The organism is Erwinia sp. S43 (assembly GCF_016624745.1).
In the GTDB taxonomy this organism is placed as follows: domain Bacteria; phylum Pseudomonadota; class Gammaproteobacteria; order Enterobacterales; family Enterobacteriaceae; genus Erwinia; species Erwinia coffeiphila.
This window is the reverse complement of the sequence record NZ_JACVTX010000015.1, coordinates 18,697-35,561: the sequence shown is the minus strand read 5'-3', so window position 1 is coordinate 35,561 and position 16,865 is coordinate 18,697. Positions and strand designations below refer to the sequence as shown.

General features: G+C 56.6%; 13 protein-coding genes and 1 riboswitch. Of the genes, 5 read left to right on the top strand and 8 right to left on the bottom strand.

Features of this window, described 5'->3' with window-relative positions; genetic code table 11:
• The first annotated feature begins 278 nt into the window (after positions 1-278).
• The 3 genes from malE to malG are packed head-to-tail and all read left to right on the top strand — an operon-like array spanning position 279 to position 3,962.
• Positions 279-1,475 (top strand): maltose/maltodextrin ABC transporter substrate-binding protein MalE, encoded by a 1,197-nt coding sequence (gene malE, locus IBT47_RS17110; protein ID WP_105592310.1) that lies wholly within the window; start codon positions 279-281, stop codon positions 1,473-1,475.
• A 55-nt stretch (positions 1,476-1,530) separates the two neighbouring features.
• Positions 1,531-3,063 (top strand): maltose ABC transporter permease MalF, encoded by a 1,533-nt coding sequence (gene malF, locus IBT47_RS17105; RefSeq protein WP_200561675.1) that lies wholly within the window; start codon positions 1,531-1,533, stop codon positions 3,061-3,063.
• A gap of 8 nt (positions 3,064-3,071) precedes the next feature.
• Entirely contained in the window at positions 3,072-3,962 is an 891-nt protein-coding gene (malG, locus tag IBT47_RS17100; protein WP_105592312.1) for a maltose ABC transporter permease MalG, read from the top strand.
• Positions 3,963-4,040: 78 nt separating this feature from the next.
• Here the strand turns inward: malG and psiE are convergent, their stop codons facing one another.
• From psiE to pgi, 6 genes are all read right to left on the bottom strand, one after another.
• Positions 4,041-4,457, bottom strand: a complete 417-nt coding sequence (gene psiE, locus IBT47_RS17095) for a phosphate-starvation-inducible protein PsiE (protein ID WP_105592313.1) — start codon at positions 4,455-4,457, stop codon at positions 4,041-4,043.
• Between the two features lie 166 nt (positions 4,458-4,623).
• Complete coding sequence (locus tag IBT47_RS17090; RefSeq protein ID WP_200561673.1) at positions 4,624-6,717, bottom strand: YjbH domain-containing protein; 2,094 nt, start codon at positions 6,715-6,717, stop codon at positions 4,624-4,626.
• Positions 6,717-7,472 carry a capsule biosynthesis GfcC D2 domain-containing protein gene (locus tag IBT47_RS17085; RefSeq protein WP_200561671.1) on the bottom strand — a complete coding sequence of 252 codons (756 nt, stop codon included), beginning with the start codon at positions 7,470-7,472 and terminating at the stop codon, positions 6,717-6,719. The genes IBT47_RS17090 and IBT47_RS17085 overlap by 1 nt, the downstream gene beginning before the upstream one ends.
• Positions 7,469-8,116 carry a YjbF family lipoprotein gene (locus IBT47_RS17080; RefSeq protein ID WP_200561669.1) on the bottom strand — a complete coding sequence of 216 codons (648 nt, stop codon included), beginning with the start codon at positions 8,114-8,116 and terminating at the stop codon, positions 7,469-7,471. Before IBT47_RS17080 ends, IBT47_RS17085 begins: the two co-directional genes overlap by 4 nt.
• 75 nt (positions 8,117-8,191) lie before the next feature.
• Positions 8,192-8,464 (bottom strand): exopolysaccharide production protein YjbE, encoded by a 273-nt coding sequence (gene yjbE, locus IBT47_RS17075; protein WP_200543022.1) that lies wholly within the window; start codon positions 8,462-8,464, stop codon positions 8,192-8,194.
• A gap of 551 nt (positions 8,465-9,015) precedes the next feature.
• Complete coding sequence (gene pgi, locus IBT47_RS17070; protein WP_200561667.1) at positions 9,016-10,659, bottom strand: glucose-6-phosphate isomerase; 1,644 nt, start codon at positions 10,657-10,659, stop codon at positions 9,016-9,018.
• 391 nt (positions 10,660-11,050) lie between these two features.
• Positions 11,051-11,243: riboswitch (Lysine riboswitch) on the top strand.
• Positions 11,244-11,335: 92 nt separating this feature from the next.
• On the opposite strand from pgi, the gene lysC reads away from it, so the two are divergent.
• Both lysC and panS read left to right on the top strand, forming a co-directional pair.
• The gene (lysC, locus tag IBT47_RS17065) at positions 11,336-12,688 is read left to right on the top strand and encodes a lysine-sensitive aspartokinase 3 (protein ID WP_105595821.1); all 1,353 of its coding nucleotides are present in this window, start codon (positions 11,336-11,338) and stop codon (positions 12,686-12,688) included.
• Between the two features lie 246 nt (positions 12,689-12,934).
• Positions 12,935-13,861 carry a ketopantoate/pantoate/pantothenate transporter PanS gene (gene panS, locus IBT47_RS17060; RefSeq protein ID WP_105595820.1) on the top strand — a complete coding sequence of 309 codons (927 nt, stop codon included), beginning with the start codon at positions 12,935-12,937 and terminating at the stop codon, positions 13,859-13,861.
• A 267-nt stretch (positions 13,862-14,128) separates the two neighbouring features.
• Here the strand turns inward: panS and IBT47_RS17055 are convergent, their stop codons facing one another.
• Both IBT47_RS17055 and IBT47_RS17050 read right to left on the bottom strand, forming a co-directional pair.
• A complete protein-coding gene (locus IBT47_RS17055; protein ID WP_105595789.1) occupies positions 14,129-15,754 on the bottom strand; it encodes a Na/Pi cotransporter family protein in 1,626 nt (541 codons plus the stop codon).
• A gap of 117 nt (positions 15,755-15,871) precedes the next feature.
• Positions 15,872-16,864 (bottom strand): ABC transporter ATP-binding protein, encoded by a 993-nt coding sequence (locus IBT47_RS17050; RefSeq protein ID WP_200561666.1) that lies wholly within the window; start codon positions 16,862-16,864, stop codon positions 15,872-15,874.
• Position 16,865 lies beyond the last annotated feature (1 nt).

Below are 16,865 nucleotides of genomic sequence, written 5' to 3'. Positions count from 1 at the left end.
AAAGCTAACTCCTCCACCGCTGGATTTTTTATGGGGGAGGAGAAAGGAGGATGAGAAAAACGCACCCGACATCAACCATCGGGTCAGCAGGCAAATTTCGTGACGGCACTGGCAAAAATAACGGCTGTTTTTTGTGGCCGGGAGCGCAGAAATGGATTTTTTGTTAATTCGATCACAGAAAGTGATTGGGGGGAGTAGAGCCGGGGATGACGCAGTTCTCCTTGCTTAACAGCAGACTGCAACCACATCCCGGCTTCATACCCTTAGAGGAACGAATAATGGCGAAGTTCAGATTAGCGAGTAAAACACTGCTGCTGTGTACCCTTTCCAGCCTGTTGCTCCCTGCGCTGGCGCAGGCAAAAATAGAAGAAGGCAAGCTGGTTATCTGGATTAACGGCGACAAGGGTTATAACGGCCTGGCGGAAGTCGGTAAGAAATTTGAACAGGATACCGGCATTAAAGTGTCGGTGGAGCACCCGGACAAGCTGGAAGAGAAATACCCGCAGGTGGCGGCCACCGGTGACGGCCCGGATATTATCTTCTGGGCACACGATCGCTTCGGCGGCTATGCCCAGTCCGGTCTGCTGGCCGAAGTGTCCCCGGATAAAGCCTTCCAGGACAAGCTCTATCCCTTCACCTGGGACGCGGTGCGCTATAACGGCAAGCTAATCGGCTATCCGATCGCCGCTGAGGCGCTGTCGCTGATTTATAACAAGGACCTGCTGCCCGAGCCGCCAAAAACCTGGGAAGAGATCCCGGCGCTGGATAAAAAGCTGAAGGCCAAAGGCAAAAGCGCCATCATGTTTAACCTCCAGGAGCCGTACTTCACCTGGCCGCTCACCGCTGCCAACGGCGGTTACGCCTTTAAGAAACTCCCCGACGGCAGCTATGACCTGAAGGATGTTGGCGTGGCGAACAAAGGCTCGCAGGAAGGTTTGCAGTTCCTCGTCGACCTGATTAAGAACAAACATCTGAATGCCGATACCGACTTTGCCATTGCCGAAGCCGCCTTTAACAAGGGCGAAACCGCGATGACCATTAACGGTCCGTGGGCGTGGGGCAATATCGACAGCGCGAAGATCAACTACGGCGTTACCCTGCTGCCAACCTTTAAAGGCCAGCCGTCGAAACCGTTCGTCGGCGTGCTGAGCGCGGGCATTAACGCCGCCAGCCCGAATAAAGAGCTGGCGAAAGAGTTCCTGGAAAACTACCTGCTGACCGATGACGGCCTGGCGAAGGTCAATGCCGATAAACCGCTGGGCGCGGTGGCGCTGAAGTCGATGCAGGAGAAGCTGGCAAAAGATCCGAAGATCGCCGCCACCATGGAGAACTCGCAGAAGGGTGAAGTGATGCCAAACGTACCGCAGATGAGCGCCTTCTGGTATGCGGAACGCACCGCGGTGCTGAATGCGATCAACGGCCGTCAGACGGTCGATGCCGCGCTGAAAGACGCCCAGGCACGTATCACTAAATAATCCCCGTTGTCTGCCAGGCGGGCGGAAGCGCCCGCCGCTGCTGTAAGGAATTTCTATGGCGAACGTTGCCGGTAAGCATGGCCTGAAGTGGCTGATCGTTACCCTGTTTGCGCTGTTTACCGGCTACCTCGTGGTGCTGATGTATGCGCAGGGTGAAGTGTTGTTCGCCGCGCTGACGCTGATTGTACTCAGCGTTGGGCTGGTGATTTTTGCTCAGCGTCGGGCCACGGCCTGGCGTTATGTCTATCCGGGGCTGGCAGGGATGGCGCTGTTTGTCCTCTTCCCGCTGGCGGCGACCATCGCCATCTCCTTTACCAACTACAGCAGTACCAATCAGCTGACCTTTGAACGGGCGCAGACGGTGCTGCTGGACCGCCAATATCAGGCGGGAGAACGCTATAACTTTAATCTGTGGCCGCAGGGCAATCAGTGGGTCTTGCAGCTGACCGCCGACGGCAAGCCCGGCTATCTCTCCGAACCGTTCAGCTTTGACGATAAAAATCCACAAATCCTGGCGCTGAAAGAGAACGCTGAAGCCCCGCAGGGCGAGCGCGCGATGCTGCGCGTGGTGACGCAGAACCGCCAGGCGCTGGGGCTGATTAGCGCTACCCTGCCCGACGGCAGCAGCGTACGTATGAGCTCGCTGCGCCAGTTCTCCGGTACGCAGCCGCTATATAAGCTGGCGGCGGACGGCAGCCTGGCCAATCAGCAAACCGGCACGGTTTACTGGCCGAACGATGAGGTTGGTTTCTATCAGGCGAAGGATGCTAACCAGCAGTGGAGCGGCGAACGTCTCAGCCCCGGCTACACGGTGAGCATCGGCTGGAAAAACTTCCTGCGGGTGATGACCGACGATGGCATCCAGAAGCCGTTTATCGGCATCTTTATCTGGACGGTGGTATTCGCACTGCTGACGGTGATCCTGACCACCGCTGTCGGGATGGTGCTGGCCTGTCTGATGCAGTGGGAAGCATTGAAGGGGCGTGCGGTATATCGCCTGCTGCTGATCCTGCCCTACGCGGTGCCGGCCTTTATCTCTATCCTGATTTTCAAGGGGCTGTTTAACCAAAGCTTCGGCGAAATCAATATCATGCTCAATGCCCTGTTTGGCCTGAAGCCGGCCTGGTTCAGCGACCCGACGCTGGCGCGCAGCATGCTGGTGGTGGTCAACACCTGGCTCGGTTATCCGTACATGATGATCCTCTGTATGGGGCTGCTGAAGGCGATACCGGACGATCTTTACGAGGCCTCGGCGCTGGACGGTGCCACCACGGTACAGAATTTCTTCCGCATCACGCTGCCGCTGCTGCTGAAGCCGCTGGCACCGCTGATGATCGCCAGCTTTGCCTTTAACTTTAATAACTTCGTACTGATCCAGCTGCTGACCAACGGCGGGCCGGACCGCCTTGGCACCACCACGCCAGCGGGCTATACCGACCTGCTGGTCAGCTATACCTGGCGCATCGCCTTCGAGGGCGGCGGCGGGCAGGACTTCGGCCTGGCGGCGGCGATTGCCACGCTGATTTTCCTACTGGTAGGCGGACTGGCCGTGCTGAATCTGAAAGCTACCCGCATCAAAGTCGACTGAGGTAAAACATGGCTATCGTACAACCTAAATCACAGAAGCTGCGCCTGCTGCTCAGCCATCTGCTGCTGCTCAGCTTTGTGGCCATCATTATGTATCCGCTGCTGATGGTGCTGGCCATCTCGCTGCGCCCGGGGAACTACGCCATTGGCTCGCTGCTGCCGGAGCATATTTCCTGGGACCACTGGAAGCTGGCGCTCGGCATCCCGGTTGTGCATGAAAACGGCAGCGTAACGCCGCCGCCGTTTCCTGTGCTGCTGTGGCTGTGGAACTCAATTAAGGTGGCGGCCATCAGTGCGGTAGGCATCGTCGCCCTCTCCACCACCTGCGCCTACGCCTTTGCCCGCATGCGCTTTCGCGGCAAGTCCAGCCTGCTGAAGGGAATGCTGATTTTCCAGATGTTCCCGGCGGTGCTGTCGCTGGTGGCGCTCTATGCGCTGTTCGACAGGCTGGGGCAGTATCTGCCGTTTATCGGGCTGAATACCCACGCGGGGCTGATTTTCGCCTATCTCGGCGGCATTGCGCTGCACGTGTGGACGATTAAGGGCTATTTCGAAACGATTGACGGTTCGCTGGAAGAGGCGGCGGCGCTGGATGGCGCCACACCGTGGCAGGCGTTCCGGCTGATCCTGCTGCCGCTGTCGGTACCGATTCTGGCGGTGGTGTTTATTCTGTCGTTTATCGCGGCAGTCACCGAGGTGCCGGTGGCGTCGCTGCTGCTGCGCGACGTTAACAGCTACACGCTGGCGGTGGGAATGCAGCAGTATCTCAATCCGCAGAACTATTTATGGGGTGATTTTGCCGCGGCCGCCGTGCTGTCGGCGCTGCCGATTACTCTGGTGTTTATCATCGCCCAGCGCTGGCTGGTTAACGGTTTAACCGCCGGGGGCGTGAAGGGTTAGTCCGATTTATTTGCCACTGCTGCTGTTCTTGCTTCGTTATATCCTGTGTTTCAGGCGGCCAAACGGCCGCCTGTTTTTTTATTCGCGCTTCAGGCGATTGCTGTTCGCCAGCCACAGGGTAATCACCAGAATCAGGATCGCAAGGCAGTAGGCCAGGGTATCAAACGGGTTTTTATGGTCAACGATGATCAGACGGATAATCGCAGTAATGCCGATATAGACAAAGTAACGCAGCGGAAAATGGTAGCCCGACTGGAAGTACTTAACGATCAGCGCGATAAACTCGAAATAGAGAAAATAGATCACAATGCCTTCAATCAGCAGATACGAAGACGTCTGCTCCCCGGTGTTCAGCAGGACATTCGCCAGGTGAATCGTCTCCTTACCGAGAAAGATCACCAGGATAACGGCCAGCGCAATCAGACCGGCGTTCAGCACCATCTGCAGGGCAAAGGCCAGGCGGGTGGCCGGAGTATTTTTTACGGGGGGAGTCATGTTCACACCTCTAAATGATTGTTATCTGTCGGGCTGCCCGACTTTTTAACAATATGCTTTAGTGTGACTCAGATCACAAGATGCCAGGATCTTGATTCTGCAACAGCGTTTATTCCTGAAAAAGAAAAAGGGCCGATTACCGGCCCTTTAGCGACTGCGTGTGCAACTAGTGGAAGTTGCGATCGCGATCGGTGGTCATATCGTACAGCTCGTACTTACGTCCCAGCTGCTGGCCGCCGTCACGCGTCAACGGTGTCCAGTTGATATTCGCGCGGCTGCGGGTTGGACGGATGCTGAACAGATCCATCGGCACCGAGATATAGAAGCCCTTGGTGAAGTCACCCTCGCCGTAGTCTTCTGACGATACGTTGGTCTTGGTGGCGTAAACGCCCGCTCTGACGCCGCTGTCGAACTGTTTGGAAACATCCAGCGTTACGCCTTTATCCTCGGCGAGGTACTGGCCGACGCTGGCTTTCACCAGCACCTGATCCATAAACGTTGGCTGCCAGTAAACGGTGAGGTTGCCGACTTTCGCACTGTAGTCGGTAAACTTCATCATATTGTCCCAGTCACGCTGCTTAACGTAGTTGGCATCCACGCCCACCGCCCAGCTGGAGTCCAGAGGACGATACAGCAGCTCACCACCGGCACCGCCGAACATAGTTTCCAGATAACCACCGTACACCTGGCCGTAGAAATCACCGCCCAGGTAGTGCATGTAGTTAGCCTGCAGGTTGTTCACGTAAACGTCGTTTTCAACGTACTGACGAATCTGGGTGCGTACGCGAGGCAGAGGTGAATTTCCACCAGACTGCGTATAGTTGAATCTGTCGTAGTTGTTCGCCACGTTAAAGAACAGGCTGCCGTCGAGCAGCAGGTGGTCGGTGACCCACAGATTGGCGCCGGCAGAGACCCCGATCTGATACATATAGAAGCTTTCCGGTCCACCAAACGACTGGTTAAGCACCGGTGACAGGCTGTAGTCAAAGCGACGACCGTCGATAAAGTAGCCCTGCTCGGTGCGCTCCGGCGCAACCGGGTTGATTCGCTGCTGCTGCAGCGTCTCTTCACGGCCCAGCGGGTAGCCTTCCAGCTGACGCTGCAGGCTGGCGACGTCGGTTTTGGTGGTCACCTGCGGCATATGATAGCGCTGTTCGGTCAGCTCAATGGTCTTCACGCCTTCCGGCAGATGATTGGCCAGAATGACGTTAGCGCGTTCAACCGCCTCCTGATTATCACGGTATTTGGTCTGCTCACCGCTGGCGTACAGCGTATCGCCCTTCAGTTGAATATTCGGTGCTTCAAAGCCAGCGTTGTACTTCAGGTCGGTCAGCTGGCTTGCGGTTACCGTCGAGTCGAGGAAGCGGCCCTGCGGCTGCGGATCGTAAGCTTTCTTCGGCGTATCAAGGTGCGGCTGGGTCAACTCGTTAAAGTTGGTGCGCAGAGTGAAGCCGGCCATAAAGGTATTGCCGCGCTCGTAGCTGACGTTAACGTCCGCCCAGTCGGTAATACGGTAGATGGCGCCGACGTTAACCTTGCTTCTCTGCTCCAGCTTGCCGGCAAAGTCGCCCTGATAGTCGTTACCTTCATACTCCATTTTCAGACGCAGAGGCTGCCACGGCGTCTGGTATTCAATCCCGCCGAATACCGCCATCGGGCCTTTAAAGGAATCGCCCAGGCTTAACGATCCCGCGGTACGGTTTCCTTCAGAGCGGTAGCAGTATTTTTCACTGGCTTTACAGAACGGGTTGGTGACGTTGCCGCTGTTACCGAGGTAGCCCCAACCGACGCCGAGCGTGAAATCAAACGGCCCCCAGGCCTTGGTGCCCACCACGTATTCGCTGTCGAACAGGCCGGTACCGCCGATATCGCGTTTACCGACAGACACTTCCGGCAGCCAGAAGCCCTCCTCCCACAGGCGCAGCTTCAGATCGAAGGCTTTATCTTTATAGGTTTGATTACCGCTGAAGTCTTCGTACGAGCTGTACTTACGGGTACGCACGTCGGTATAGCGGATAGCCGCTTCCAGCCACGGGAACAGCTGCAGCGAGGTGGAGTAAAAGCGGTACTGGTCGTTATAGCGATAGTTCAGGCTGAACTCGCCCTCTTTAGCCATACGCGCCGTCGGCACCTGCAGCAGGCCAATGCCGCCGAAGTCGGACTGTGAAGGCCCAACCGGTTCGGGATAGGAAGCCGCCTGAACCTGGCAGGCACAGGCGACGGAAAATGAAAGCAGGCTGAGAAGATAACGTTTTTTCATCAGTCAGGGATCCGGTGCGTCAAAACAGAAACGATCTGCTGGTTAAGGTCGGCAAGGTCGCTCGGCAGCGCCCAGGATGAGAAACCAATAAAGATGGTGCTGCCCGCCGCCAGCTCGACGTGGCGGCGATTCCAGTAGGCAACGGGAACCTCAGTCACCTCACCTGCAGGTGAGATAACCAGCGCCACATTGCGCTCTGCGCCGCTCTGATGGGCGCGCGATTCGAGGTAATCCGCCACCGGACGTCCGGCAACCCACGGCGTAGTGCCCGCGCCATCAACGGCACCGGCCAGTCTGACCGAGGTGGGTTTGGCGACGGTATAAACGCTGTACTCTCCCGCCAGGCGACGATTGGCCTGTGGCCGGGTGCGTACCCAGTCAGGATCGAGGTTCACCAACTGGCGACCGGTCACCTTCAGCGAGGCAATCTGCTGGCGGACATTTTCAACCACCGCGGCTTCTGCCAGATCGTTATCGCTGCGCAGGTTATCGCGCCATGCCTGTAAGCGAGCGACCACCTCCTGCTGCTGACGAAGCGCAACCGCCGTGGCCAGCTTTTCACCGATTACCGTACCGGGCCACCAGGTTTTTCCCTGTAGCGCCGGACTGGATACCAGCTGCGCCAGATTTTCCGCGTGGCTGACGACGGCAGTTTGCGACTGCCCCGGATAAAACACCGTGACCTGGCTGTCCGCCAGTGCCTGCAGCGACAGCGATGCCACTATCCCTGCGAGAAGAGTTGTGATTTTTTTCATGGTTTCGCAGGCTTCAGAATAGTGGTTGCCACAGGGAAGTAGTCCGCTCCCAACATTTGCACGGCCTGGCGGACCTGTCCGCTCGAGGAATCTACCCAGAAGGTGTTGCGCCAGGTTTTACCACTCTCCGTCAGCTCGACCTCTTCCTGCCAGACGCGGCTGGCAACCTGACGTCCGCCCAGCGGCAGGACTTCGTCTTTCAGGCGGGTGAAGTGAGAGACCGCGGTTCCGGTGCGCAGCTGGCCTTTTTCCGTCCAGCTGAGCACGCGTGTCCAGCTGGCGCCGTCCGTCAGGCGCAGCGCATCGCGCAGCGGGTCCTGTTGCAGATTGGTCACCTCATTGAGGTTATCCGCCAGCCCCAGGGTTTTCACCAGACGACCATTTTCCGTCACCACCGTTGCGCGGTCCTGGGTGATCCATTTCTGCTGGCCATTCTCGTTAAAGCCCATCACCACGAAGATCTGCTGACCGCCATTAAGGCGCAGGTACATACTGGCGTAGGGGATATTGGCGATTTGTTGGTTGGTTAACTCAATGTCGTCCTGGCCAAGAACGGCCAGCTTAACAGTTTCACTCAATCCCTTTTGGGTTTGTGTACAGGCCTGAAGCAACAGGCAAAGCAGCAGCAATGGTAGGTTTCGCACCAGTGTGATCCCTGAGCTAAAGAAAGCAATCTGAAAATAACCACACTTTCGTGTGGTTATGATTAATGGTGATACTTAGCGAGTGGTGCTGGTGGTCGTGGTGGTCGTGGTTCCAGTGTTGGAACCATCGCCGCCGCCTGACGTAGCCAGCGCAACGCCTGCAAACGCCGCTACCGCACCGATACCGATGGCAGTAGATGCGCCCGCAGACAGTGCTGCTGCTTCAGTACCAGCGGCAGCGCCGTCAGTAGAAGCAGAAGAACCTGCGACATCGCCAGGAGCGGCGAAAGCAGCTGAAGCGGTTGCTAAGTACAGTATGGCTGCAGTAGCACATAAGACTTTTTTCATTACACTTTCCCTTCACTAATGAATGGACACCAGGGCCTGGATGGTTCCTGGCATCTTCATTATGGGGAAATAACTCCCAGAAATCAGCGCCCCTTCCAGGTATTGAAAAAATAGTTTTTTACACTTGGATTACATTTAAAAAGATATTTTCAATTATGCGACACGCCATCAAGCGAATATCACAGAATATAATTCTGGTTTGTAGTAAAAATCAGCATTATGCCGTTAAAACACGCGCATAGTGTAATATCGTATTTTCAAACACGACAAAGAGAAACAAAAATGTTTTAAATCATAACGTTATTGTCATTTTTTTCTTATGTAATTCAGTGAAATAATAGATTTTCGCTCGATTTTTTTAGGATTAATCTCACCCACCAAAGATGAACTTTCAGTGTTTTCAGGAAAAACCTCAGGGTAGATGAGAGGCAAAAATCGAGGTTGTCGGCGTTACGGGTGGGTATGGCAACAATGCCGGCGCAGAGCAGGCTGGCGATAAACAATAAAAAAACCCCCGAATAACCGGGGGTTTCAGCTCGCAGGGCGAAAGATTAACGCCAGGATTTATAGCGGTTAATCAGGCCATTAGTCGAACTGTCGTGGCTGTTGACGTCTTTACCATCTTCCAGCTCTGGCAGAATACGGTTCGCCAGCTGTTTACCCAGCTCCACGCCCCACTGATCGAAGCTGAAGATGTTCAGGATAGCGCCCTGAGTAAAGATCTTGTGCTCATACAGGGCAATTAGCGCACCCAGGCTGTACGGGGTGATTTCGCGCAGCAGGATGGAGTTGGTTGGGCGGTTACCTTCAAACACTTTGAACGGAACCACATGCTCAACGGCGCTGGCGGCTTTACCGGCATCGGCGAACTCTTTCTCCACCACATCACGCGACTTACCAAACGCCAGCGCTTCGGTCTGCGCGAAGAAGTTAGACAGCAGCTTGCTGTGGTGATCGCCCAGTTTGTTATGCGAGATCGCCGGAGCGATAAAGTCACATGGAACAATCTTGGTGCCCTGGTGGATCAGCTGGTAGAACGCGTGCTGGCCGTTGGTGCCCGGCTCGCCCCAGATAATCGGGCCGGTCTGGTAGGAAACCGGGTTACCGCTGCGGTCAACGTACTTACCGTTGGACTCCATGTTGCCCTGCTGGAAGTAGGCAGCAAAACGGTGCATATACTGGTCGTACGGCAGAATCGCTTCGGTTTCAGCGCCGAAGAAGTTGTTGTACCAGATACCAATCAGCGCCAGCAGCACCGGCAGGTTTTTCTCCACTGGCGTATCGGCGAAGTGGCGGTCCATAGCGTGCGCGCCGCTCAGCAGCTTCTCAAAGTTATCGAAGCCGATGGACAGCACGATCGACAGGCCGATCGCCGACCACAGTGAGTAGCGTCCGCCAACCCAGTCCCAGAACTCAAACATGTTGTCGGTATCAATACCGAACTCCGCCACCGCTTTACCGTTGGTAGACAGCGCCGCGAAGTGCTTCGCCACGTCGCCCTGCTCACCGGAGGTCAGGAACCAGTCGCGCGCGCTATGGGCGTTGGTCATGGTTTCCTGAGTAGTGAAGGTTTTAGACGCCACGAGGAACAGGGTGGTTTCCGGGCTCAGGCCTTTAAGCGTTTCGGCGATATGCGTGCCGTCCACGTTGGAAACGAAGTGCATGGTCAGATGATTTTTATACGGACGCAGCGCTTCGGTCGCCATAAATGGCCCCAGGTCAGAACCGCCGATGCCGATATTCACCACGTCGGTGATCGCTTTACCGGTGAAGCCTTTCCACTCGCCGCTAATAATGCGTTCGGAGAAGCTTTTCATCTTCGCCAGCACCGCGTTCACTTCCGGCATCACATCTTTGCCATCTACCACGATCGGGGTGTTGCTGCGGTTACGCAGGGCAACGTGCAGTACAGCGCGATCTTCGGTGCGGTTGATTTTCTCACCGGAGAACATCGATTTGATCGCGTCCTGCAGTTCGGTTTCTTTTGCCAGCGCCTGCAGCTTGCTGAGCGTTTCAGCGGTAATGCGGTTCTTGGAGAAGTCGACCAGCATCTGGTCGTCAAAGGTAGCGGAAAACGCGGCAAACCGGTTGTTGTCCCTGGCGAAAAGGTCAGCAATCTGAACGTCTTTCATTTGTTCAAAATGCTGCTGCAGTGCCTGCCAGGCAGCGGTTTGTGTCGGATTGATATTTTTCATAGCAACACACTCTTTTTATTTAAGAATCGTAAATCAGACCGGACAACATCGTACCTGTTTGCGGGGATCGACTCCCCCTTTTCCTGTAACAGGTTTCGGCTATCAACAGCGGAAAAACTGCGGTTTGCCCGGGCGCTATTTCGCATTCTGTCGGTGAGGATGATTCACACTAAGCATTTCAGTATGACGATGAAAGAAAAAAATTTACAGCCCGTACCGTGCTTATAAACATCGATGGTGCCAACAGGCGGCGTTTTTTTAGCCACGGATGATTAGTAAGATTGATACGACTGGGGTAATAAGGAAAATGAATAATCATCAGCCTCCCGGCGTTGACACCAGCGCCATAACCCGATATTTCTACACGCCTGAAAACGCGTGCATGTGCGCGCAAGCCAGAAGAGGCGCGTCGCCCAGGCAGTGTGTGTGAGGACCCGTATCCATTGATTACACATCAGGGGGAGCGACGCCGAGGTATTAACCACGCGGAGTGGGGCGTATCGACTGCAGGGGCTGAATCCTCTGAGTTGTCACCTGTAACGTTCGCAGTCGAACGTGCCACAAGGTGGAGCGCTTCTGGGTGACTCGTAGTTGTCCCTTTCTACGTCTGACCCGTTTCTGCTCTTTCCTTGTGCCAAGGCTGAAAGTTAAAACCTGTCACGAGGTAGTCATAGTCATGTCCCAGAATTTAATTGTGGCAAAATTTGGCGGCACCAGCGTTGCCGACTTTGCCGCTATGAACCGCAGCGCCGATGTGGTGTTATCCAATCCTGACGTTCGTCTGGTGGTCCTTTCCGCCTCTGCGGGCGTAACCAATCTTTTAGTTGCTCTGGCTGAAGGCCAGCCGCTGGAGCAGCGCGCCGCGCTGTTGGACGATATTCGTCGTATTCAGTACGCCATTCTGGATGAACTGAAGCAGAGCCAGGTGATCCGTGAAGAGATCGACCGCATGCTGGACAATATTGCCACGCTGGCCGAAGGTGCCGCGCTGGCGACCTCTGCCGCTCTGACCGATGAGCTGGTCAGCCACGGCGAGCTGATGTCCACCCTGCTGTTCGTGGAAATCCTGCGTGAGCGTGAAGTCACCGCTCAGTGGTTTGACGTACGTAAAGTGATGCGCACCACCGACCGCTTTGGCCGCGCCGAACCGGAAGTGGCCACGCTTGCCGAGCTGGCCGCTGCACAGCTTAAACCGCGTATTGCCGAAGCGCTGATCGTCACCCAGGGCTTTATCGGTAGCGAAGAAAAAGGCCGGACCACCACCCTGGGCCGCGGCGGCAGCGACTATACCGCTGCGCTGCTGGGCGAAGCGCTGCACGCTGGCCGCGTGGATATCTGGACCGACGTTCCGGGTATCTACACCACCGATCCGCGTGTGGTGCCCGCAGCGAAACGCATTGATGTGATTACCTTCGAAGAAGCCTCAGAGATGGCCACCTTCGGTGCGAAAATCCTGCATCCGGCCACGCTGCTGCCTGCGGTACGCAGTGATATTCCGGTATTTGTTGGCTCCAGCAAAGATCCGTCCGCGGGCGGAACCATGGTGAGCAATAAAACCGAAAATCCACCGCTGTTCCGCGCGCTGGCGCTGCGCCGCAAGCAGACTCTGCTGACCCTGACCAGCCTGAATATGCTGCACGCACGCGGTTTTCTCGCCGAGGTGTTTAATATCCTGGCGCGTCACAATATCTCCGTTGATCTGATCACCACCTCAGAAGTGAGCGTGGCGCTGACGCTGGACACCACCGGTTCGACCTCAACCGGCGACAGCCTGCTGACGCAGGCGCTGCTGACCGAGCTTTCCTCGCTGTGCCGCGTGGAAGTGGAAGAGAATCTGGCCCTGGTGGCGATTATCGGTAACGAGCTGTCCAAAGCCTGCGGCGTCGGTAAAGACGTCTTCAGCGTGCTGGAACCGTTTAGCCTGCGCCTGATCTGCTACGGCGCCAGCAGCTATAACCTGTGCTTCCTGGTGCCGGGCCAGGACGCTGAACAAGTGGTGCAGGCGCTGCACCGCAATCTGTTCGAGTAACCTCTCATCGGGCCAGTCGCAGCTGGCCCGACACTCCTTTTTTTTGATGCTATGATGCGGCGGGTCGTATTTTCCTCGTTCCGGTAAATACGGCTGTGCTATGGCAAATTTTCAGTTAAATAACACAACATTAAACGCCCCACTCTCCTTTCTGCGACGGCTGGCGGAACATCGCTGCCGGTTTTTGAATCGGCTTATACCGCCAGAGCTGCTGTGGAGATCCAGGGGTTAAAAGGATGCTTTTCTATGCTTGCTACTGTTACCCGACTGTTCCCCCTCTGGGCAGTCCTGCTCTCCGTCGCCGCCTATTACACGCCGACCACCTTTACCGGCATCGGGCCTTACGTCACTTACCTGCTGATGCTGATTATGTTTGGCATGGGCGTGACACTGAACGTGGATGATTTTAAGCGCGTGCTGACCCGCCCGGCACCGGTCATCGCCGGAACCTTCCTGCACTACCTGGTAATGCCGCTGGCGGCATGGGCGCTGGCAAAATTATTTAATATGCCACCCGATCTTTCTGCCGGGATGATTCTGGTGGGTAGCGTGGCGAGCGGTACGGCGTCAAACGTGATGATCTATCTGGCAAAGGGCGATGTGGCGCTGTCGGTGACCATCTCTTCCGTCTCCGCGCTGGTTGGCGTGTTTGCCACCCCGCTGCTGACCAAGTTCTACGTGGATACGCATATTCAGGTTGATGTCGTGGGCATGCTGCTCAGCATCGTGAAAATCGTGGTGGTACCGATTGGCCTGGGTCTGATTATTCACCACACCATGAACGGATTAGTGAAGCGCGTGGAACCGTATCTGCCGGCGTTTTCGATGGTCTGTATTCTGCTGATTATCAGCGCGGTGGTCGCGGGCAGCCAGAGCTTTATTGGTTCAGTCGGCCTGGTCGTGATTATCGCGGTGATCCTGCATAACGCCATTGGCCTGCTGGGCGGCTACTGGGGCGGTAAGCTGTTTGGCTTTGATGAGTCCACCTGCCGTACGCTGGCGCTGGAAGTCGGCATGCAGAACTCCGGTCTGGCGGCCACGCTCGGCAAGCTGTACTTCTCCCCGCTGGCAGCCCTGCCGGGCGCGCTGTTCTCGGTCTGGCACAACCTGTCAGGTTCGCTGCTGGCCGGATACTGGTCGGGTAAGGCGATTAAGGATAAGAAGAAGCCGTAATTCGGCTTTGTATTGGTGGCCCGGGCGACCGTTACGGGTATTGAGCCGCTTCGGCTCCGTGCCCGGGCGACCGTGACGGTTTTTAACCTACAGCGCCTTCCGGATCTGCGGGCAATCGGTGCCGGGCGGGTTCGAGGACCGTTGAGCGCAGGGACGCGCGAATCGAGGCCACACGGACGTGTTCACGCCGAGTCCGCGAACCCGCCCGGCACCGATACGCCAGACACCGAACTGGCAGCAATCCCCGGCACCGAACCAGCAGCGACATCACTCATCGTCTTTATCATCATCCGCCTGTTCCAGCACGCTGTAGGCCACCGCACAGAAAAGCGAGTTCAGGCGTTTCATATCACCCAGCAGCCCCAAATGCAGCGAACTGGTTTCGATACTCTGCACGTTATGCTGGTGCAGACGGTCGACGTGCGCATGGGAATAGCGGCGGTTAGTGATGCGGAAACGATGTTTAGAACGGCGCAGACGTTTGGCGCTGGTCAGATCGCGGGAGAGGAACACCGACAGGCTGAGGCGCAGATTGCTGGTGAGCAGTTCAAGCTGCGCGTCCAGCTCCTGCATGCCTTCAACGGAAAAAGCCCGCCGCGCACTCAGCGATTTGTCGGCCACATCGCCACTCATACGTTCCAGAATATCCCCGGACTGTTCCAGGTTCAGCGCCATCTCGATGATTTCCGCCCAGCGCCGCGAATCCTCTTCCGGCAGATCTTCCTTCGGCATCTGTGCCAGATAAAGCTTGATCGCCGTGTACAGCACGTCGACATCGTCATCCAGTCTGCGGATCTCCCGATCCTCTCGCAGCTCGCCGTGAATCACCTTGCCGAAGGTCGCCAGCATCTGCTCAAGTACATCCCCCATACGCAGGGTTTCGCGGGCGGCATTCGCCAGCGCCAGCGCCGGGGTATCCAGCGAACTGGTATCCAGATGCTTTGGTTTCAGCCGCAGGTCGTTTTCAGGCTCTTCGCGGATCAGCCGTTTACAGAGTGCGGCCATCGGTTCGGCGAACGGCACCATAATCAGGCAGCGGATCAGGTTGTAGAAAACATGGAAGAAAATCACCAGCTCTTCATCACTGACCGGCAATTTCGCCAGCCACTCTGCCAGCAGATCGACAAACGGTAGCACCATCAGCGAGCCGATAAATTTAAACAGCAGGCTGCCGAGAGCCACGCGTTTCCCGGCGGCGTTTGACGTACTGTTGTTCAGCATCGCCAGCAGCCCGCTGCCGAGGTTAGCCCCGATCACCAGGCACAGCGCCACCTTAAACGAAATCACCCCGGTGGCGGTCAGCGTGGCGGTGATCAACACCGCCGCCAGGCTGGAGTAGCTGATAATGGCAAACACCGCGCCAATCAGCGCATCCAGCATCACATCACCGGTCAGCGAAGAGAACAGCACCTTCACTCCGGACGCCTGGGTGATTGGCGCGGCAGCAGCCACGATCAGCTGCAGCGCCAGCAGGATTAACCCAAGGCCAATGCTGGCACGGCCAAGTTGGCCGGCGCGAGTCTGCTTGCGGCCGAGGAAAAATACCACGCCGAAGAAGATAAACAGCGGCGACAGCCAGGAGAGATCGAAGGTCAGGATGCGAGCCATCAGCGCCGTCCCGACGTCTGCGCCGAGAATGACCACCAGTGCAGGCGTCAGCCCAACCAGATTCTGGGCGACAAATGAAGTCACCAGTAGCGTGGTGGCGTTACTGCTCTGAACCAGCGCGGTGACGCCAATCCCGGCGAGAAACGCCATCGGTTTTTTTTCCACGCTGCGGCTGAGCACCCGACGCAAATCAGCACCGTAAACGCGCATGATGCCGGTACGCACAATGTGGGTTCCCCACACCAGCAGTGCCACGGCAGAAAGAAGATTTAACAGGGTTAACACCGAATATCGACCTCACAACGTCTGTAACAATATCAAACGCAAAGCGGTATGTGCTTTGCGTCTCACAGTTGTTAGTTTAGCCGATATACAGAAAAAATCTTTTTTATCAGCGTGATATCAGGCGACTTCCCGCATCGTTTGTTTATCCAGCACCAGCCCAACCTGATAACCGGCCGGATGTAAATCATCCACCGAGCGGTTGAGCACATCCACCAGCAGCTCAACATCATGGGCCTGGACGCGGTAGCGAATGACGTTACCCAGCAGGCTGTGGCTAATCACCGATGCAGGAATCCCCTGGTCCGGCGGGCACAGCATCATCGACTCAGGGCGAATAGCGACCTGACCACTGAACCGCTGGCCGGTCAGCTGCAATGCCTGCTCGGGGCTGATCAGGTTGTAGTTACCCATAAATCCGGCAGCGAACAGATCCGCTGGCTGGGTGTACAGCGCCTCGGCATTGCCGCTCTGCACAATTTTGCCTTTGTTCATCAGCACAATCCGGTCGGACATCGTCAGCGCCTCTTCCTGATCGTGGGTGACGAACAGCGTGGTCAGATTCAGCTCCTGCTGAATGCGGCGGATCTGATCGCGCAGATGGCGGCGGATACGCGCATCCAGCGCCGACAGCGGTTCGTCCAGCAGCAGCAGGCGAGGACGGGTCACCAGCGAACGTGCCAGCGCCACGCGCTGGCACTGGCCGCCGGAGAGCTGATGCGGATAGCGGCGGGCGAAATCCTTCAGCTCCACCAGCTCCAGCGCGTCCGCCACCCGCTGCTGGATCTCGGCGGCGGGCAGCTTTTGCATTTTCAGGCCGAAGGCGACGTTGCGCTCAACGGTCATATTCGGGAACAGCGCGTAGTTCTGGAACACCATGCCGATGGCTCGCTTCTGCGGCGTGACCGGCACGATATCCTCGCCCTTCAGCAGAATGCGGCCGCTGTCGACGGAGGTTAACCCGGCGATGCAGCGCAGCAGCGTCGATTTGCCGCAGCCGCTGGGCCCCAGCAGCGTCACCAGTTCACCTTCTTCCGCGCTGAATTCAATATCCTGAAAGATGCTGGTCGGGCCATAGCTCTTATTCAGTTGGGTCACATTCAAATACGACATC